General features: G+C 63.4%; 15 protein-coding genes and 1 pseudogene. 12 read left to right on the top strand and 4 right to left on the bottom strand.

Going from position 1 to position 20,185, the window contains the following annotated elements:
* Positions 1-141 precede the first annotated feature (141 nt).
* On the bottom strand, positions 142-1,167 hold the full coding sequence (locus tag AC3AP7_RS12740; protein ID WP_475762477.1) for an acyltransferase family protein: 1,026 nt from the start codon (positions 1,165-1,167) through the stop codon (positions 142-144).
* A gap of 696 nt (positions 1,168-1,863) precedes the next feature.
* Here AC3AP7_RS12740 and AC3AP7_RS12735 point away from each other — a divergent pair.
* Positions 1,864-3,351 (top strand): SulP family inorganic anion transporter, encoded by a 1,488-nt coding sequence (locus AC3AP7_RS12735; protein WP_475762479.1) that lies wholly within the window; start codon positions 1,864-1,866, stop codon positions 3,349-3,351.
* A gap of 24 nt (positions 3,352-3,375) precedes the next feature.
* On the opposite strand, the gene AC3AP7_RS12730 is transcribed toward AC3AP7_RS12735, so the two are convergent.
* Entirely contained in the window at positions 3,376-4,794 is a 1,419-nt protein-coding gene (locus AC3AP7_RS12730; protein WP_475762481.1) for an MFS transporter, read from the bottom strand.
* A gap of 427 nt (positions 4,795-5,221) precedes the next feature.
* Between AC3AP7_RS12730 and AC3AP7_RS12725 the strand changes: the two genes are divergently transcribed.
* From AC3AP7_RS12725 to AC3AP7_RS12705, 5 genes are all read left to right on the top strand, one after another.
* Positions 5,222-5,884 carry an IclR family transcriptional regulator gene (locus tag AC3AP7_RS12725; RefSeq protein WP_475762483.1) on the top strand — a complete coding sequence of 221 codons (663 nt, stop codon included), beginning with the start codon at positions 5,222-5,224 and terminating at the stop codon, positions 5,882-5,884.
* A 385-nt stretch (positions 5,885-6,269) separates the two neighbouring features.
* Positions 6,270-7,343, top strand: coding sequence for a porin (locus tag AC3AP7_RS12720; protein WP_475762485.1), 1,074 nt, complete (start codon positions 6,270-6,272; stop codon positions 7,341-7,343).
* A 19-nt stretch (positions 7,344-7,362) separates the two neighbouring features.
* Positions 7,363-8,340, top strand: coding sequence for an AraC family transcriptional regulator (locus AC3AP7_RS12715; RefSeq protein WP_475762487.1), 978 nt, complete (start codon positions 7,363-7,365; stop codon positions 8,338-8,340).
* Positions 8,341-8,605: 265 nt separating this feature from the next.
* Positions 8,606-9,970 carry a Rieske 2Fe-2S domain-containing protein gene (locus AC3AP7_RS12710; protein ID WP_475762489.1) on the top strand — a complete coding sequence of 455 codons (1,365 nt, stop codon included), beginning with the start codon at positions 8,606-8,608 and terminating at the stop codon, positions 9,968-9,970.
* On the top strand, positions 9,963-10,958 hold the full coding sequence (locus AC3AP7_RS12705) for a PDR/VanB family oxidoreductase (protein ID WP_475762491.1): 996 nt from the start codon (positions 9,963-9,965) through the stop codon (positions 10,956-10,958). Before AC3AP7_RS12710 ends, AC3AP7_RS12705 begins: the two co-directional genes overlap by 8 nt.
* Positions 10,959-11,070: 112 nt before the next feature.
* On the opposite strand, the gene AC3AP7_RS12700 is transcribed toward AC3AP7_RS12705, so the two are convergent.
* Positions 11,071-12,009: an NmrA family NAD(P)-binding protein gene (locus tag AC3AP7_RS12700; protein WP_475762493.1), complete on the bottom strand. Its 939-nt coding sequence runs from the start codon at positions 12,007-12,009 to the stop codon at positions 11,071-11,073.
* 133 nt (positions 12,010-12,142) lie between these two features.
* On the opposite strand from AC3AP7_RS12700, the gene AC3AP7_RS12695 reads away from it, so the two are divergent.
* The 6 genes and pseudogenes from AC3AP7_RS12695 (at position 12,143) to groL (ending at position 19,175) form a co-directional block, all read left to right on the top strand.
* Positions 12,143-12,697 carry a TetR/AcrR family transcriptional regulator gene (locus AC3AP7_RS12695; RefSeq protein WP_475762495.1) on the top strand — a complete coding sequence of 185 codons (555 nt, stop codon included), beginning with the start codon at positions 12,143-12,145 and terminating at the stop codon, positions 12,695-12,697.
* 540 nt (positions 12,698-13,237) lie between these two features.
* Positions 13,238-14,392, top strand: a complete 1,155-nt coding sequence (locus tag AC3AP7_RS12690; protein ID WP_475762497.1) for a hypothetical protein — start codon at positions 13,238-13,240, stop codon at positions 14,390-14,392.
* A 314-nt stretch (positions 14,393-14,706) separates the two neighbouring features.
* A pseudogene (mreB, locus tag AC3AP7_RS12685) lies at positions 14,707-15,708 on the top strand (rod shape-determining protein MreB); the annotation flags it as partial.
* Positions 15,709-15,917: 209 nt separating this feature from the next.
* Positions 15,918-16,472, top strand: a complete 555-nt coding sequence (locus AC3AP7_RS12680; RefSeq protein ID WP_487362645.1) for an SLATT domain-containing protein — start codon at positions 15,918-15,920, stop codon at positions 16,470-16,472.
* A 725-nt stretch (positions 16,473-17,197) separates the two neighbouring features.
* Positions 17,198-17,488, top strand: coding sequence for a co-chaperone GroES (locus AC3AP7_RS12675; protein WP_475762501.1), 291 nt, complete (start codon positions 17,198-17,200; stop codon positions 17,486-17,488).
* A gap of 46 nt (positions 17,489-17,534) precedes the next feature.
* On the top strand, positions 17,535-19,175 hold the full coding sequence (gene groL, locus AC3AP7_RS12670; protein WP_475762503.1) for a chaperonin GroEL: 1,641 nt from the start codon (positions 17,535-17,537) through the stop codon (positions 19,173-19,175).
* 173 nt (positions 19,176-19,348) lie between these two features.
* Here the strand turns inward: groL and cysC are convergent, their stop codons facing one another.
* Positions 19,349-19,936, bottom strand: a complete 588-nt coding sequence (gene cysC, locus AC3AP7_RS12665) for an adenylyl-sulfate kinase (protein WP_475767939.1) — start codon at positions 19,934-19,936, stop codon at positions 19,349-19,351.
* Between the last annotated feature and the right edge of the window lie 249 nt (positions 19,937-20,185).

The following is a 20,185-nucleotide window of genomic DNA, read 5'->3' as shown; positions in this document are numbered from 1 at the left end:
ACGTGTGCGCGGCGGCCCGGGTCGCCAGGCCGTCCGATGCACGGGCGCGCGGCGCGTCGCGTCGCATCGCATCGCATCGCATCGCATCGCATCGCATCACGTCACGTCACGTCACGTCACGTCACGTCACGTCACGTCACGTCACGTCACCCGGACCACCTTGAGTGGCTTGCGGAAGAGTTTGCGGCAAGGCAGGTCGATCGCGTACATCATCAGCACGGAGACGCAGAATGCGGCCACGAGGACGCGAAGCTCGCCAGCCTGCCCGATCGAAACGGCGGTGATCAGCACCATGCCGTGGAAGAGATAGAGCGGGTAAGACACGTCTCCGAGCCACTCGAACAGAACGACCCACCGGTGCCCGAGTCTCACCTCCGAGCTGACGAGCAGAACGAGCAGCGTGAAAAGGTACGGTAGTCCGATGAAGCGTTGTGCCACGATCGCGACCACCGCCGGGACCACCAGTAGTGCAATGCGGGCCTTTTCCGCTCTCATGCGGAAAAAGATGAAGCCGCTCAGCCAGAACCACGACGAAGCGAACGCGCGCCACCCAAACTGGATGGAATCGATGGCGGGCGATACCGGGCCCGCGGTGAACCGGATGTAGAGGACCCACGAGCACGCGGCGAGGGCCATCAGCAGCGTTCCGGGGAGCTTGCGCAGCATGGGCGCGACCATGTAATGCCACCACTCGATGCTGAGCGACCAGGATGGCCAGATGATCTTGATGACGCCGACTGCGGTTTGAAGCATGAGGAGCGAGCCGATGACCGTGCCGGCCGTCGGGGCAAGGAACTCGCCGCCCAGCGGGAAGTGGAACACCTTCGGCACGATGCCGAATGCATACAACAGCAGTCCGCAGGCAATGGCGGCAAGGTACAGCGGATAGATTCTCAGGACGCGTCGCCCAAAATATCCGCTGGCATCCCGTTGGAGGCTGGCGGCAATGCTGAAGCCCGACAATACGAAGAAGCCCCACACTGCGCTTCGCGAACTGACGTCCGTGCTGTCGAACAGCGAGTGCGTGTCGGGTGCGATGAACCGGACGAAATGACCCAGGACGACCGTCAGAGCCAGAAAAAATCTGAGCGCGCCGAGAATGGCCCATTGGCTTGCCTGATCCATCGATCGCATGGGCGCGTTGCGATGTGCCGACACATCGTTCATAAAGGGAATGGGGTAGGGCGCAACCGCGTTTCTGGTTGCGCGTTGCATAAAGCGCGATAGTTTATAACAGGCAATCGCGTCCGCAGGTGCGCGGTTTCTTGCGGCGCAGCCCCGACGGCCTGGGAGGACGTGACCTTGTCCGGTCCTCGTGGTATGAAACGTCGGCATCTGTATTTCCGGGCCGCATCAGTCGGATGCAACCGGATGACCGCTCTTGGGCTGCACGCATTTGTGCCGGTATCATCCGCAGATTCGCGGAATGCCGTAGCCAGTTGAATCCTCAATAGGCCGTGAGAATGCCGCCGTCGCCATTCTCCCAAATCGTTTGCAGCCGACGACGCGACATTTCTGGTGCCCAAACGCGTCCGCGCATCTTCAGGTAAACTGTGCGCTGATTTAATCTGGTGCCCGCTTGGACTTTGCCCCACTTGCCTCACGCGGTACATACCTATGTACCTTGGCGAGAACCTCCTGACCGTTCACTACGGCGTCCCATGTGGGGGTTCTCAAGTAGGGGTGCGTTCGTTCCATTGGAGCGGCACGTTTCGTATCGAATCTCGCATCGGCGCGGCGCCTCCCGAGGGATTCGCTTCCCGTTGCGGCATATGTCGAGCCGTGGTCTCACCGGCAACGAACCCAGTATTGTCACGTCTGGACGAAAGTCTGGCGCGCATTCCGACTGTGGAACCGACTTCAATGAAGATTCAAACGCCCCGAGAGCAGTGGCTCTCGAATGTTCCCGGTAATATCCTTGCCGGTATCACCTCCTCTTTTGCGCTGGTTCCCGAGTGCATCGCCTTCGCACTCGTCGCGCGGGTCAACCCGCTGATGGGTCTGTACGGCGCGTTCATTATTTGTGCGCTGACCGCTATCTTTGGTGGGAGGCCGGGGATGATCTCTGGCGCCGCGGGCTCGATGGCAGTGGTTATCGTCGCACTTGTTGTGCAGCACGGTGTCCAGTACCTTTTGGCCACGGTCGTCATGGGCGGTGCGCTCATGATGCTTTTTGGGTTCATGCGTCTTGGAAAGCTCATTCGGATGGTGCCGCATCCGGTGATGATCGGGTTTGTTAACGGCCTCGCTATCATTATCGCTATGGCGCAACTGGAGCATTTCAAGGAGGCCACGCCCCACGGCGAAGTCTGGCTTCATGGGACGTCCATGATCATCATGTGCGGACTCGTCGCCGCGACGATGCTCATCGTCTATCTGCTTCCGCGCATCACGCGGGCCGCTCCGCCTGCACTCGTTGCCATCGTCAGCGTCGGACTGGTCAGCCAGTTCCTGCATTTGCCCACGCGCACACTCGGAGACATGGCTCACATCGCGGGGTCCTTTCCGAGCCTTCACATACCGGTCATTCCGTTCGATGCGCAGACGCTCAGGATTGTCTTTCCGTACGCATTGCTGATGGCGATAGTCGGCTTGCTGGAGACCCTGCTGACCCTCAATCTCACTGATGAGATGACCGAAACCATCGGTCGGCCGAATCGTGAGTGCATTGCGCTCGGCGCCTCAAATGTGATTTCCGGGCTGTTCGGCGGGATGGGGGGGTGCGCGATGATCGGTCAAACCATGATTAATCTGAGTTCGGGCGGGCGGAGCCGAATATCCGGAGCGACAAGCGGAATCATGATTCTGCTGTTCATACTTTTTCTGTCGCCGCTTATCGAGCACATTCCTTTAGCGGCCCTTGTCGGCGTAATGTTGGTCGTTGCGCAGCAGACCTTCGCGTGGGGATCTTTTCGGATTCTTGGGAAAATCCCCCGTAACGACGCTCTGGTCATTGTGATGGTGACGGTGATTACCGTATTCACCGACCTCGCAATTGCGGTTTTGTCCGGCATCGTTATTGCGGCTTTGAATTTTGCCTGGCAGCACGCCCGCGAGATGCGGGCAGAGGTCGAGGAAGGCGCGGATGGTTCGTCGACCTATGTGCTACACGGCACCCTGTTCTTTGCATCGACGGGGAATTTTCAGGATCTCTTCAAGCCACAAAGCGATCCCGGGGAGGTCGTCGCGGACTGCCGGCATTTGCATGTAGCCGATCACTCGGCAATCGCTGCGTTTGAAACGCTGAAAGACCGCTATCAGAAAGCAGGCAAGCACCTGAAGTTTGCAAATCTGCCGGCGCGCAGTCAGCACATGCTCAAACGGGCAGGGGTGTCATTTTCGCTTGCCTGAACAAGGCCGTTGACGATTCGTTGATCACGCAGCGATCTCGTCGAGCGTGCGTCCGCGGGTCTCCATCGCGAATGCCGCAATCGCGAATGCGCCGAGCAGCGATACCGTTGCGAAGTAGCCGAATACCGCCTGCACGTTCAGGTGAGTCAGCAACTGGCCGATGATCAGCGGCCCGACGACCGACGCTATCCTCGTGATGGCCGACGCGGCGCCCGCGCCGCTCGCGCGAATGCGCGTCGGATAGACCTCGGGTGCGTAGACGTAGATTCCGCATTGCACGATCGCAATCATCGCAACGCTGATCGATGCGCACACCAACACGTCCCCGGCGGATGCGGACAATCCTTGCCATGCGAGGTCGACCATCGGCAGCGCCGCGCCAAGAAAGGCGAGCACAAACGTCCTTTTGCGACCCAGCCCGTCAACCAGAAAAATCCCGACGATCGTGCCCGCCAGCGTGGCGACCATGCTGATCGTCCCATAGCGCAGCGCAACCTGCAGCGGCAGATGGTAGACCGTCCGATACAGCGACGGGAGCCAGACCAGGATGCCGTAGGTCAGCAGGCTTGCGCAGCAGGCCATCGACCATACCACCACAGTGCGCTTCACGAAGCCGCGCGCGAAGAGCGCACTGAAGCGTCCTTGTTTCTCATACGCGGGCGTAACGGTAACGGTAACCGGTTGCGCGCGCAACGTTACGCGCCGCGCGTGCGGCACGGCGCGTTCCATCCGTTCGACGATCGTCTTCGCTTCGTCGACGCGGCCGTTGATCGCGAGCCAGCGCGGCGACTCGGGGGCGGTGTAGGGCAGAATGGCGGCGAGCAGGATCGGCAGGCCGCCGAGAAGGAACATCGCCTGCCACCCGTAGGTGGGGATCAGCCACACCGCGGCGACGGCGGCGACGAGGTTGCCGACCGCGAACGTCGATTGCAGGATAAAGATCAGCCGCCCGCGTATTCTTGCCGGACACACCTCGTTCATGTACGTGGCCGATACCGGCGATTCGCCGCCCAGGCCAATGCCTTGCAGCAAACGCAGCGCAATGAATACGCCGTAGCTGGGTGCGCAGGCCGACGCGAGGCTGCCCAGCGCGAGGATCACCAGCAGCCAGCGCAACACGCGCAGCCGCCCGAAGCGCTCGGCAGCCGCGCTGAACACCAATGCGCCGAGCGTCTGTCCTGCGTAGCCGCCGGCGACCATCAGGCCCGCTTGCGCCGGCGTCAGGTGCCACAGATTGATCAGCACGGGCATCACGAACGCGATGGTCAGCGCGTCGAATGCGTCCGTCATGTGGACCAGCCCGACGATGCCCAGCACCCGCGTATGCCAGCGCGTCAGCGGCAGGCGTTCGATGCGGCTCGAGATTTGCGCCTCGTCATGCCGATGGGCCGCCGCTGCACGGTCGCCTGTCCCGTCTTCGTCGATCAAGCTCGAAAGTTCCATCGTGTCCTCAAAGGAGATGATTCGTCCTGCAGCCTGTCCGGCTGAGTGTTGTCTGTCAGCGCAGCCGGGGGTGTGTCCTGACACCCGATCACGCTCCGCACCCGGTTCGCATTCGCGCGTGCAGCGAGCGATCCCGGTCGCCGAACCCGGTAACGCGGTGCTGCGCGGCGTTGCACCGTGAACGGACGCATTCTTCGTGAGCCCCTTGCGTCGCACAACCACCGCAAAATTCAAAGAAGTTGCGCCTCGTCCCGTGCGACGAGGCGCTCATGGAGGGCGATGCGGATATCGGAGGAGCGCGAAGCGAGCGAATCCGGGCGTTTCGGCAACGTTTGGCGGCGCCTCGGGGAGTGACTTCTATCGCATCGGTGCCTAAGCTGCCGTCCTGGGCGCGGAGTCCCGCGCTGAAATATGCCAGGTACTCCATATGAAAAATCGGGAAGCGGTGAACCCGGCTCGCGCGCTTTCCGGCGAGGGGGAGGCGCGCAGTCATGAACACAACCGGGTGCCGGGACTGGAGCGCGGGCTGCGTCTCCTCGCCGAATTTTCGCCGCGCGAGCCGGTGCTCGGCGCGCCCGAACTGTCGCGGCGTCTTGGTCTTTCCCGAATGACGGTGTTTCGTCTGCTGCACACGCTCGAATCATTGCGCTTCATCGAGCGCGTGGGCCGTGGCCGAACATACCGGCCAGGTGTAGCCGCGCTGCGGCTCGGCTTCGACTATCTCGGTTCGCTCGAGGTAGTGAATCGCGGGCAGGCTGTTATCGACGCGCTGCGCGACGCAACCGGCCTGAGCGCAGGCATCGCGGTCCGCGACGGGGGCGAATTCGTCTGTGTCGCCGAAGCGCCGGGCTTTGCTCAAACAACAAGCGTTGCAAGCGTGACCGTCGGCACGCGCGTGTCCGCGCAGACGATAGAGTCGGGTCTCCGCTTTGTCGCGGCGCCGGTGCGCAACGACACCGGTGGTGGCTGGACGGTGGTCGCGACGACGCGTCCCGGCTTCGGGCCTCACGCGTCGCCCCCCGATCGCGGATTGATCGACAGGGTGTGCGATGCCGCCGCCGAACTTTCGCGGCGGCTCGTCTCGCGCTAGCACATTCATCGAATCATTCCCACTCCGGCGGGCATTCAGGGAATACGCCGATTTTTCGGGCTCCGATTCCTGAATGACGCAATCCGGGACGATCTGCAACTTATTCGAGTTTCCCTGTCATTGCCGGGCATTTTGTCCACGCAAAGAATGCACCCATCGGATTCGGCATAAGCGGCAACCCCGCGCCACGCGCTTCTTCCGGAGACACGGCATGCGGCAGGCGCCGGCCGGCCCGTCGTCCGGGGCTCGCGACCGCATGCATGTCGAACTGGGGCACACAGCCGCAGGTTCATTGTTTAAGAGGAGGCTGACAGCGCATGGCGCAGTAATCGGAGGTCGGGAAATTATTTTAATAAGCATGACTATATATAAGGTTTGGATATTCATGAAAAAGTATCTGGCAGCGGTTGTCCTGTGCGGCACGGCAGGGCTGGCCTGGGGTCAAAGCAGCGTGACGCTGTATGGGATCGTCGACACGGGCGTCGAGTACTACAACCATGCCGCGACGGGGGGCTCGTTCGCGGGCATGTCCCCGCTGACCGGCGAGATGCCGTCGCGTTTCGGCCTGCGCGGTTCCGAGGACCTCGGCGGCGGGTACAAGGCGTTCTTCGTGCTGGAGAACGGCTTTGCGCCAGGCACGGGTGCACTGAACTATGGCGGCCGTCTGTTCGGGCGGCAGGCCAACGTCGGCGTGAGCAGCAATTACGGCACGCTCACGCTGGGCCGCCAGATGAACATGACGATGTACGTGCTCGGCAACGCGGACGTGATCGGCCCGTCGCTGCATTCGATGGCGAGTTTCGACTCCTATCTGCCGAATGCGCGCAGCGACAACGCGGTCGGCTATCTCGGCACATTCGCCGGCGTGACGCTCGGCGGCACCTATAGCTTCGGGCGCGATGCCGCGGGGCCGGCGGGACCGTCCGCAACGAATTGCGCCGGCCAGATTCCCGGGGACGCGGTCGCGTGCCGCCAGTACACGGCGCTGGTCGCCTACGACTCGGCGTGGGGCGGTGCGGCCGCCTCATATGACGTGATGTATGGCGGCCCCGGCGCCGCCGCGCCGCTCACCAGCCCTGCAGACGAGGACAAGCGCACGATCGTCGACGGCTACGTGAAGTTCGGCGACGGCCGGATCGGTGGCGGCTGGATCCGGCGCAACACATCGGCGGCGACGCACGCGCAGTCCGATATCTTTTTCCTCGGTGCCCGCTATGATGTCACCCCCGTCCTGTCGCTCGATGCGCAGGCGCTGCACTACATCCTTCGTACGCAATCGAATTCGTCTATGCTGATAGGGCGCGTGAATTACTTTCTTTCGAAGCGGACCACACTGTATTCGTCGGTGGCGTACATGATCAACAGCGCGCTTGCGGCGAATCCGGTGGCGGCAGCGGGGACGGTGCCGGCCGGGGTCAATCAGCTCGGCGTGATGGTGGGCATCCAGCAGCGCTTCTAGCCTCGACACGGAGAAAGCCATGGCGGTGGACCAGTTGAGCGACATCCTCGCGGATCTGCGCGCGGATGCGGTCGTGACCGGGCATTTTTCGCTCGCCGCGCCATGGGCTTTTCTGAAGCCGGCGGTCGACGGAGCGGCATTCCGGACCGGTTTTGGCGGGCCGTTCTACATCACTGTCGAGGGGATGGCGCCCGTGCGCGTGGAGCCGGGCGATTTTCTGCTGCTGCCCCACGGGCACCAGCACGTGCTCGCGTCATCGCCCGACGTCAAGCCTGTGCCGTTTGACGACCTGGTGGAGAGCCAGGGAATCCGGCCGAGCTTCGATACGCCATTGCGACTCTCGGCGGGCGGCGGCGGGTCGGTGAGCGAACTGTACACCGGGATCGTCGTCTATCGCGAGGCAGTCCGTAGTCCGCTGTTCTCGGTTTTGCCGACGCTCATCCATGTTCCGGCAAGCAATCCCGCCATGGAGCCCTGGCTCGTCAACACGCTGACGGCGTTCATCAGCGAGTCTATGTCGTGCCGGCCAGGCTGGGCGGTCGCGGCGGCGCGGCTGGCCGACGTGCTGTTCGTGCAACTGTTGCGCGCGCATCTGGGGTCCGCGGTCAGCCATACCGGCTGGCTGCGCGGCTTGATGGATCCGCACATCGGCAAGGCGATTGCGTCGCTGCACCGCCACCCCGAGCGCGACTGGACCGTCGATGCGCTCGCAGCGGCGGCCGGCATGTCGCGTTCGCGCTTCAGCGCCCGCTTTGTCGAACTCGTCAACGAAACGCCGATCGGCCATCTCACGTCGTACCGCATGTATCTCGCGAGCGATGCGCTCAGGCACAGCGAGCGACGATTGATCGACATCGCGGAGAGTGTCGGCTACGCGTCGGAAAAGGCTTTTATTCGCGCGTTTCGTCACTGGTCCGGCATGGCGCCGCGGCAGTACGCGCGCCACGTCCGCCATCCGTACGACATGGCGCGCGCCGGCGCCTGCGATGCCGCGTGAGCGGCTGCGCCGCTGACACATCGCGCGGTTTGCCTGTCTGGATCACAAGCCCACTGGCTGAATGCCCGTGGGTTTTTTTGTGCCCGCTCCGGATGCGCAACGGTGGAATCGGCCCGGCCGGTCGGTCGGCGTACGCGAGGACGATCGGCAACTTCTTTGAGTTTTGTGGCGGTTGTGCCGAGAGGGGACTTCACCAAGAATCGCTTCATCGCGGGCGTTGCACGATCGTGCGGGGCCTCGTGTCAAACATTCGAGGACAAGGGTCATGTTGAGTCAGGAAAAGAACCAGTTGCTCACCGAGGTGGGTCCGGGCACGCCGATGGGCAACTATCTGCGCCGCTACTGGCATCCGGTGGCGGGCGTCAGCGAGTTCGAGACGAAGCACGTGCGGCCGATACGCCTGTTCGGCGAGGATCTGGTGCTGTTCAAGGATCTCGGCGGCCGGTTTGGACTGGTGCAGCGCCGTTGTCCGCATCGCAACGCGGATCTCGCGTTCGGCTTCGTCGAGCAATGCGGACTGCGTTGTGCGTATCACGGCTGGGAGTTCGATGCGAGCGGCCAATGCACGCATCAGCCCTACGAAGAGATCGTCGACGCGGACGCACGGCTGCGCCGGAAGACGAAGATCACCGCCTACGAGGTGCGCGCGAAGGCCGGGATGATCTGGGCCTACATGGGCCCTGCGCCCGCGCCCGAGTTGCCGGACTGGGAGCCGTTCCACTACACGAACGGCTTTGCGCAGGTGGTCATGGCGACGATTCCGTGCAACTGGTTCCAGTGCCAGGAAAATTCGATCGATCCGGTTCACTTCGAATGGACCCACAACAACTGGACCGAGCGGCAACAGGACAGCCACGCGGCTCACGTGCCGACTCATCTGCGTGCGGTGTACGAAGAGTTCGAATTCGGTTTCGTGTACAAGCGCTTGCGTGCGCACGAAACCGAGCAGAATCCGATGTGGACCACAGGCCGCGTCACGCTCTGGCCGAACGGGTTTTATCTCGGCCACCACTTCGAATGGCGCGTGCCGATCGACGATGAGAATACGTTGAGCGTCTTCTGGGTATTCAGCAAGGTGCCCAAGGAGCAGGAACCTTACGTTCAGCCGCGCATTCCCGCATGGTATGGACCGGTGCGCGACGAGAACGGCGAGTGGATCACGAGCCATGTGGCGAATCAGGACTTCGCCGCATGGGTCGGCCAGGGCACGGTCACGGACCGCACGAAAGAGACGCTGGGCGCGAGCGATCGCGGCGTCGTGATGCTGCGCCGGCGCTTCTTCGAGGAACTCGAAGCCGTCGCCGCGGGCAAGACACCGAAGGGGCTGATCACCGATCGCGCGGCGAATTGCAACGTGTTCCTGCCGTCGGCGTGCCGCGACGAGTTGATCCACGGTTTACCGCTTGCGGAACTCGATGCGCATCCGCTGCTCGGGGCGTATCTGCGGGACTTCTTCGGCCAGTACGGCCAACCCGACGACGTGCGCGACGCGTATGAAGCCGCGATCGGCCAGAAGGTCGAACGCAAGCGCTTCTTCTCCGTCCATGGCGCGCGCCCGAAGGCGGGTTTAGGTGACCCGTCATCCGGCGAGGTCGCCGCCGAAGCGTCGGGGAGCCGGGCCGATGAGTGAGCCACGCATCGACAGCGGCGCAGCGCGCCCGGCCGCGAGGCTGCGCGCACGGGTGCGCACGCTGCGTCAGGAGGCGGCCAGCGTGCTGAGCGTCGAACTCGTTCCGCCCGAAGGCGAAGCGTTTCCGCCTTTTGCGCCGGGTGCCCACATCGACCTGCACCTGACGGAGGATCTCACGCGCAGCTATTCGCTCGTCAATGCGCCGGAGGAACGCAACCGTTATGTCGTCGGCGTCCTGCACGATGCAAGGAGTCGCGGCGGTTCGCGGTACGTGCATGAACGGCTGCGGTGCGGCATGACGCTCTCGATCAGTCCGCCGCGCAACAATTTCGTGCTCGAGGAAGCGGCGGCGTCGACGCTGCTGATCGCGGGCGGGATCGGGGTGACGCCGCTGTTGTCGATGTATCGGCGTTTGCGCGAGCGCGCGCGCGACGTCCGGTTCGTGTACTGCGCACGCAGTCGCGATCAGGCCGCGTATCTCGACGACCTGGCGGCGCTCGGCGGGGACGTTCATCTGCACTTCGACGACGAGCAGGGCGGCCGGCCCTTCGATCTCGCGGCCTGTCTCGCGCGCCAACCGGACGGCGTTCATGCCTATTGCTGCGGACCGGGACCGATGCTCGCCGCGTTCGAAGCGGCATGCGCGGCTAGCGGCATCGCGCAGGTTCACGTCGAGCGTTTCGAAGCGAACCCGGCGGCGCTCGACGCGACCCGGCACGCCGGCTACACCGTCGAACTCGCGCGCAGCGGTCGAACCCTGGTGGTCCCGACCGGCAAGACCCTGCTCGACGTCCTGCTCGAGGCGAACGTCGAGGTCGAATACAGTTGCCGCGAGGGTCTGTGCGGCGCATGCCAGACCCGTGTGCTGGGCGGATGTCCCGACCATCGAGATGGGGTGCTGACGCAGGCCGAACGCGCGGCCGGCAATGTGATGATGATCTGCGTGTCCGGTGCGGCAAGCGAGTCGCTGGTGCTCGATCTCGCGTGACGCCTGGCGCAGTGGCTTGCGGTGTGCAACCGGACACGCAGGCATCGGCCTGCGATAAGCGTGCCAATCCTTGCTGCGGGCGCTTGCTCCGCTCACTACGGCGGAGTGGGCGCTACGCCAGCAGATGACGATGCTCGTCGATGAACTGCTCGGGCGTCGTCAACGGTTGACCGACGATGTCTGCCGCGCTTTTGTCGACGCCGGTCAGCAGCCCTTCCTGCTGATCGACCTTGATCGCCTTGAAATGGGCGGCGAATGCGGGATCGCCGTCCAGGCCGAGGATCGTGACGAATTCCTCCGGCGAGACCTGCTCGAAGCGAACCTCCTTGCCGAGCGTTCTCGCGAGCGTGCTCGTGAGTTCGAGGTGACTGACTTCGACGGGGCCCGTGATCGGGATAACCTGACGGCCAAATAATTCGGGTTGCTCAAGAATCTTGACGACGACACGGGCTATATCGGCTGCGGCGATGGGCACGAACCGGCTCGCCGGGTCGAACGGTGTCAGATAGCGGCCGGCGCGGATCAAAGGTGACGTGTACAGCAACCATTCGGAAAAGAGGTTGACCCGCAGATGCGCGGTCGGAACACCCGAGCGGTCGAGGATCTGCTCGGAAAGCCAGTGGCCCAGCGTCGCCGGACTGCGTGCGTGCGAGCGCGACTGTCGTTGCGACATGTAGACGACCTGCTTCAGGTTGTGCTCGCTTGCAGCCTGAGCAAATATCGCCGCGGCTTCCACGGCGCCCTGTGTCAATGGATAGCAAAAATAGGCGCTGTCGACGTCGTGCATCGCACCCCGGACATCATTGATGTTCAGCATGTCGCCGACCACGATGTCGGCGCCCGACTCCTTCAGCGCCTGGGAACGCGCGTCCTCGCGTCGGACGAAAGCGGTGACCGGGTGGCCGTTTGCCCGCAGCAAGCGGACCGTGGGAGCGCCCGTAGCGCCAGTGGAACCTGTGACAAGGCATCGCTTCATAGTGATCTCGGGTAGCTGGGTTGAGGTGCCCGGAATGGGGAGTCCGTGACCGGGATGAAGCAGTATGATCATCATGTTATGAGGCGTGCACCGACCGGACGCATGCCCTGCATCCATTTATACATGACGATCATCATGCTTCAGGGTGCCAAGCATGACGGCTATAATGTTTGGCGTCAACGACTTTTTGCGATCTTCGGGAGGATGTATGCGTTACCCGCCACAGGAAACGGCCGAGAAGCATGCCCGCATTCTTGAACAGGCTTCCATTCTTTTTCGCGAGCGCGGATTTTCCGGGGTCAGCGTCAGCGAAATCATGAAGGCGACCGGTCTTACGCACGGAGCCTTCTACAACCACTTCGAATCCAAAGAGGACCTCATCGCCAGCAGCATGGCGGACGCATCGGCGAAAGCGCTGGGCTCCATGAGGGAAGGTGCGTCGTCGGGGCAGTCAACGGCGCAATTCGTCGACGAATATCTCTCCGGGCAGCATCGCGACGACAGCGGAAACGGATGCCTGATGGCTGCACTGGCGAGCGAGATTGCACGCGAACCTGCGGCCCGAGGTGCATTCACGCGGCATGTGGAAGGGATGGTCGAAGGCTTCGCCGAACCGCTTGCAAAGGCGAAAAAGAAAAATGCCCGCCGCCACGCGATTCATATGCTTTCGAGCATGGTCGGCGCCATCGTTTTGGCTCGCGCAGTGGATGACCCGGAACTGTCAGAGGAAATTCTTCGCGAAGCGCGAGCGGCGCTGGGCTGATGAGGCGGCGATCCCTGTTTCCGTGCTTTCGTTGGCTCCCACGAATACGTCGGGGCGGCGGATGTCCCGGGTTGTCCTTCGTTGGTCATGTCACGATCAAGGTGAGGGTGCGGATGATTATCCCGATGCCTGGATCCGGTCGAATTCGGCCACGAGCAGCCGTTCGCCCGGGGGCATCGTCGGCAATCGCGAAACGAAGAACAGCTCGCATCGTTCGCCTGGGACCGAAACAAAGAGAGGCCATGGGCCACTGCCCGTCGCGGCCTCAGCGACGACAACGCACAGCCGCTCGACCGACGGCTGTCGGACCAAAACGAAACGAGCAGGGCCCGGTTGACGGTCTCGCATTTTTGCTTTCGAATGCCATAATGGATTGACGACAAGCTCGGGCCAGTGCGCCGGCCCGCACATCGCGTGTGGCCTTCGACGGGAGGCAGTTCGGTGGACACGGATAACTTCGGCTTCATGCCCGATGTCGTTTCGAGATGCGTCAGGCACCATCTGATCGATCGTGCCGGCCAGACTCGCGCGAAGCACGCGATGGATTACGACGATCTGGTCAAGTCCGTTTCCTGGGTATGGAGGTTCCTCTCCACCGCCATATCGGCCACGCTGCCGGTTGACGTCGCAGTGGATGGCGAGGTGAACCGCCCCGGCTATGTCGTCGTTCGTGCCGGTGACCTGCGCGTCTTCATCCCGTTTTTCGTCGCCAGCATTTTTCCGCATGGTGCGCTGCTCGCCGCGATCGGCAAGCTCGCGAAGCAGATCAGGGTGGGGATCGATTCCGTCATCTGCATCAGCGGCAGTGCGTGTCAGCTAGGCCTTGGCGTGCCGGTCGCGGACCTGGACTTCTGCGAGTACGTGCCGCAGGCCGATAGCGAGGTCCCGGAACGCCTGCTGAAGAAACTGTGTGAGGAAAGCACGGAAGCGCTGGGGTTTCGCCTGACTTTGGGCGAAGGCAAGGACAAGGAATGGCTGCGCCCGTGGCCCGACTGCTTCGCGGGCGATGGCAATGCTGACGAAGTCTCCGAACTGCGCAACGCGGTGATCGATGCGAGCTTCCGGCAATGCGGATTCGTTGCGGACGTGTCGTCACTCGGCGTGCTGGAAGCCACCAATGTCGTGCTGTTGCTCGACTACGCTCACCGCGAATTCGCCGAGGCGAGCCGCAGCTTTGCCGCCCAGGAAGTGCCAATTGCCGAAGCCGGCTGGGCGCCCCGCGATCTAGGCTCGCCGCTCGCGCTCGGCGAATACATCGTGTGGCTGATCGGCAGCGCATCCACGCTGTGCGACGAGAGCAAAACGAACCCGAGGGCCGTGGTGAAGGCGGCGCGGCGCACGTTGTCGGCGACGCGGCTGCTGTTCTGGAAGAAGCAGGCCGATACGCTGTCGGCCATGCTGCGCGAGGACGCCGCGCGTCTGGCTGCGTTGCTGGACCGTTGCCAGCTGCATGCCGCCATTTCGACGATCGATGAGCCAGGGATGCAATCGCGATCCGCGAAGCTGCGCGATTCGATTGACCGGCTTCGCGGTTCCGCAGCGCTCGACGCGGACGACTATTCCGCGCTGACCGCCGAAGAGGCCGGCAGGTTCCTGGCCGTGCGCGATGCCGCGCGACCGGTGATCGAAGACATCCTGCACGACCTGAAGGCCGCGTTGGGCCTGGATCTCGTGGAACTCGGGAGCGCGGCATGAACCAGCCGGACGACGCGCGGCAGCAGCTCGACAGGGTCGTCGACGCATTGGGTCTGGACGACGAGCTCGCGCAACTGGTGCGAAGCGGCATCGCGAAGATTCCGGCGGCCACGGCGCAGCAACTGCTGGCGGGGCTCGACGACAGTGCGGCGCTCATTCCGAAGATCCTGCAAGCCGACGTGCCGGCGGGCCCGAAGCAGCCGGAAGCCGAGGAAACCGGCACCTCGCGGCGCCCGAGTTCGAGACCGTGGTTTCCGGCGCGAGAGCCGCGTGGGACGCGTGGGACGCCGACGGTCACGGAACGTGCGCGCAGCATGATGCCGCTCGCGGGAGCCGATTTCTTCGCGGTCGATCTCGACAGCGCGAGAACCCTCATCTATGCAAGCGGTTCGGGGCTGGTGCTCGACGAGCCGTCGCTGGTCGCGTTCCGGCGCACTGCCGGTGCAGCCGGCGGCCGGGTCATCGCAGCGGTCGGCTCCCAGGCGCTGGCCTTGGCGGACGATCCTGTCGTCCAGAGCATCAACCCGCTGAAGCATGGCGTGATCGGCGATTTCGTCGGCGCCGAACAGATGATTACGCAGTTCATCAAGACCGTGCATCAATCGGGGGAGTGGGCTCCCTCGTCGCGCGTGATCTTTTGCGTGCCGTCAGCGTCGTCGCAGGTCGAGCTGCGTGCGATCACCGACGCCGCGCTGAGTGCCGGCGCACGCGCAGCGTATCTGATTTCGGAACCGCTGGCCGCCGCGATCGGGGCGGGCTTGCCGGTTCTCGACGAGGCGGGTTCCATGATGGTCACCATTCGAGGCGCGATGACCGAGGCGGGCGTCATCGCGGGCGGCGGCCTCGTGCAGACGGGTTCGGCGTGGATCGGGACCGACAGCTTCGGCCAGGCCATTGCCGACTATGTTCGGCGCAACCATGGCGTGCTGATCGGCGAGCAAACTGCGGCGGCGATCAAGAACGAACTCGGATACGCGTTCGCTGAACCCGTGCTCCGGCATATGGAAGTGACGGGCCGCAACCTGACAGAGGGCCTGCCGCGCAGCATCACGCTTTCGAATCACGAGATTTATCAGGTATTGAGCGATTCGCTGAACGGCATCGTGTCGTCGGTGCGGACGGTGATCGAGCAGACGTTGCCGCGATTGCGCGCCGACATCGCCGAGCGCGGCGTTGTGCTCGCAGGCAGCGGAGCGCTGCTCGGCGGCATCGATGCGCTGCTTGCGGAGCAAACGGGCCTGCCGGTACGGATTGCGGATAACCCGCTGACCTGTGCCGTGCGCGGCGGCTCCATCGCACTCGAACAGGTGGAACAGGACCGGATCGAGCGGCGCGGATCGAGCCTGCGTCTCGAACTTCGCACGACTGGAGGCATGCAAGCGATCGACTATCCGGGCTTGTGGCCGATCGAGTAACGACTTGAATCCGTAGCCCGCGTTGCCCTTGCGTTGAATGCGGGCACCCCGATGCGGTGCCGGCGGACGGCGAAGGCCGCGCTTCAACCTCATCTTGTCGGATGGACGCAATGCCCGAATTCTCGTCGCTTGAAGATCAGCTTCGTGAGTGCTTTGGTCGCGTCGTCTACGCGCACAAGACGCACGAAAAAATGGCGGACCGTTCCGGCAATACGCTTCGACGGTTCAAGCTGACACAGATCGTACTGTCCGCGTTGACCGCGTGCGGCGCGGTGTCGATCGTCTTCGTCGATTCGCTGTGTCTGAAGATCGTCACCGCAGGCATCTCGTTCGTCACGCTCTTCGTATCGGGCTACATGAAGAGCTTCGATCCGGGCGGCACGGCACAGAAGCACCGCGATACGGCGGCGAGCTTATGGCCGCTGCGCGAGTCGTATCTTTCGCTGCTGACAGATCTTCGGATGCAGGCGATCACCCATGCCGAGGCGCTCAAACAGCGCGAAGAACTGCAGAAAAAACTGGCGGCAGTCTATAAAGGCGCGCCGCAGACGGATGCCGATGCGTACGCGCACGCCAAACAGGCGCTGGAGGTGAGTGAGGAGTTCACGTTTTCGGACGCGGAGATCGACCGCTTCGTGCCGGCGTCGCTCAAGAAGACGAGATGACGCGAACGCCGGACGGAATAGGGCGGCCGGACCTTCGCTGGACCTTCGATCGGTCACCTGAATCGTCTGCATCATGCTGTTGCCGACGTGTTCGCCGATAGGACAGTGAAAGACGAACTTGCCGATGTCGGCGCGCTGATCGGAGCCGCGTAACGGCGACGTCGGCACCCGTCGCCGAAGAGGCGCCGGTTGTCGCGAATCGATCCATGACGCCAGCATCTCCGCAGCCGCCGATTACCGGATGAGACATGCAAGGATCGAGATGGGCAGATAGCCCAGGCGTCAGATTCGCTCGTGTCGTCCTGCCGCGAGTGCGTCTTCGAATCTTCCCCTAACTATTTGCGCGCGATCTGCGGGATTTCCCCAGGTTCGACGCGGGACGCGCACCGTCGGCCAGAATCGCACCAGGTTCGATGTGTCTGAAGCGTTGCCGAAGCACCCGGTTGTCGCGGTGCTTAAGTAATAACGCATTGTTTTTTAATGAAATTTTCGGGAAAACAGGCCGTCGCCAAGGAGGGGCGGTTCAAGGTTAAGTGAACCAGGTTCAAAGTTAAGCGGGTCTCGACAACGAATCCCCACATCCCCCGCTCCCCCTTCTTGAATTTGTCACCCCACGTCCATATAATTAGCACTCACTGCACGCGAGTGCTAACAACATTGCCGGCCGGCGCCGCCAGCCGGGTTTTCCTCAGTGTTATTCAGTCTCAATCAAGAGAGGAGTGTGTATGAACCTTCGTCCTTTGCATGATCGCGTGATCGTCAAGCGTCTGGATCAGGAAACCAAGACCGCCTCGGGCATCGTGATCCCCGACGCCGCCGCAGAAAAGCCGGATCAAGGCGAAGTGCTGGCCATCGGCCCGGGCAAGCGCGACGACAAGGGCGCCCCGATCGCGCTCGACGTCAAGGTCGGCGACCGCGTGCTGTTCGGCAAGTATGCAGGCCAGTCGGTCAAGGTCGACGGCAACGAACTGCTCGTCATGCGCGAAGAAGACATCATGGCCGTGGTCAACAAGTAAGCACTTGTTCCCGGAACATATCTCAAGGTATTCAAGGAGTTAGAAGATGGCAGCTAAAGACGTCGTATTCGGTGATTCCGCCCGTGCCAAGATGGTCGAAGGCGTGAACATCCTCGCCAACGCCGTGAAGGTCACGCTGGGTCCGAAGGGCCGCAACGTGGTCCTCGAGCGCAGCTTCGGCGGTCCGACGGTCACGAAGGACGGTGTGTCGGTCGCGAAGGAAATCGAGCTGAAGGACAAGCTCCAGAACATGGGCGCGCAAATGGTCAAGGAAGTTGCTTCCAAGACCAGCGACAACGCAGGCGACGGTACGACGACCGCAACCGTGCTGGCCCAGTCGATCGTGCGCGAAGGCATGAAGTACGTCGCATCGGGCATGAACCCGATGGACCTGAAGCGCGGCATCGACAAGGCCGTCGCCGCAGCGATCGAAGAGCTGCGCAAGATCAGCAAGCCCTGCACGACCAACAAGGAAATCGCCCAGGTCGGCGCGATCTCGGCAAACAGCGACACGTCGATCGGCGATCGTATCGCTGAAGCGATGGACAAGGTCGGCAAGGAAGGCGTGATCACCGTCGAAGACGGCAAGTCGCTGTCCGACGAACTCGACGTCGTCGAAGGCATGCAGTTCGACCGCGGCTACCTGTCGCCGTACTTCATCAACAATCCGGACAAGCAGGTCGCCGTCCTGGAGAACCCGTTCGTGCTGCTGCACGACAAGAAGGTCTCGAACATCCGTGACCTGCTGCCGGTTCTCGAACAGGTCGCGAAGGCCGGCCGTCCGCTGCTGATCATCGCGGAAGACGTCGAAGGCGAAGCGCTCGCCACGCTGGTCGTCAACAACATTCGCGGCATCCTGAAGACCGTCGCCGTCAAGGCACCGGGCTTCGGCGACCGTCGCAAGGCCATGCTGGAAGACATCGCGATCCTGACCGGCGGCCAGGTCATCGCTGAAGAAACCGGCCTGTCGCTCGAAAAGGCCACGCTGCAGGAGCTCGGCCAGGCGAAGCGCATCGAGGTGGGCAAGGAAAACACCACGATCATCGACGGCGCAGGCGAAGCAGCCAGCATCGAAGCGCGCGTGAAGCAGGTGCGCACGCAGATCGAGGAAGCGACGTCGGACTACGACCGTGAGAAGCTGCAGGAACGCGTGGCGAAGCTCGCCGGCGGCGTGGCAGTGATCAAGGTCGGCGCCGCGACCGAAGTCGAAATGAAGGAAAAGAAGGCACGTGTCGAAGACGCCCTGCACGCCACGCGCGCAGCGGTGGAGGAAGGCATCGTGGCAGGCGGCGGCGTCGCGCTGATCCGCGCACGCTCGGCCATCGCCAGCATCAAGGGCGATAACGCCGACCAGGACGCCGGCATCAAGATCGTGCTGCGCGCAATGGAAGAGCCGCTGCGCCAGATCGTCACGAACGGCGGCGAAGAAGCGAGCGTCGTGGTGGCAGCGGTTGCCGCGGGCAAGGGCAACTACGGCTACAACGCGGCGACCGGCGAGTACGTCGACCTGGTCGACGCTGGCGTGGTCGACCCGACGAAGGTGACGCGTACCGCGCTGCAAAACGCAGCTTCGGTGGCGGGCCTGCTGCTGACGACCGACGCAGCCGTGTGCGAACTGCCGAAGGAAGACGTGCCGGCACCGGGCGGCATGCCGGGCGGCATGGGCGGCATGGGCATGGACATGTAAATGGAACAGGGGCCCCGTCCGGGGCTCCGTTCAGAAGCTGTCCGTGCGGGCGCGTCGTGAGGCGCGCCAGTCCGACAACCCGCAGCGATGCGGGTTTTTTTTCGTCTGTTCGTCGGGCGCGCGGCGGGACCGCAGAGGGGCCGGGCTCGACGATCAGCCCGGCGGGGGATGCCTTAGTCTGTCAGCAGGAATTTGTCGCGCAGGTGCGCAAAGATGGCGGCCACGCTGGCGTCGACGCTCTGCGTGGCGGTGTCCACCCGAAGATCCGGCGCGCGCGGCGCCTCGTAAGGCGCCGAAATGCCGGTGAATGCGTGGATGGTGCCGGCTTTGGCCTTTTCGTACAACCCTTTCGGGTCGCGTTGCGCGCAGGTTTCGACCGACGCGCTCAGGTACGTTTCGACGAATCGAGCCGGGTCGATGATGGCACGCGCCATCGCGCGGTCTTCATGCATGGGCGAGATCAGCGCGGTAATCACGATGAGACCGGCGTCGTTCATCAACTGGGCGACGTGGGCCACGCGGCGGATATTTTCCCGCCGGTCCTCGCGGGTGAACCCCAGATCGCTGCCGAGGCCGTGACGGACGTTGTCGCCGTCGAGCACGTAGCACGGGTGGCCGAGCGCGATCAGCCGGCGCTCCAGTTCGTACGCGATGGTGGATTTGCCGGCGCCGGACAACCCGGTGAGCCAGATCGTAACCGGGCGCTGGCGCAGCAGCGACGTGCGCTGCTTGCTGGCGACGCTGCCGGCGACGCGCTGGATGTTGTTGCCGGGCGCGGCGGAATTCGCTACCCGCTGTAGCGCGGCGGTGTCCGGCGTGTACTCCGGCTCGTGGGCGCCCGATTCATCGGAATGCGGCGCGGGGGACAGGGGCCTGTCGTTCACGTCAGCAGGTTCCGCCGAGGCCCGCCGATGCGCACGCGCCGACAGATACCGCTGCGGCGCGGCGCTTGCGCGCGGCGCACGCAGCCGCAGGCGCGGATATCGGGTGACGGGCGGTGCGACATGACG

This window comes from Paraburkholderia sp. PAMB 6770, from assembly GCF_057748135.1.
The sequence above is the reverse complement of the archived record's forward strand: the minus strand, read 5'-3'. Positions and strand labels throughout refer to the sequence as shown.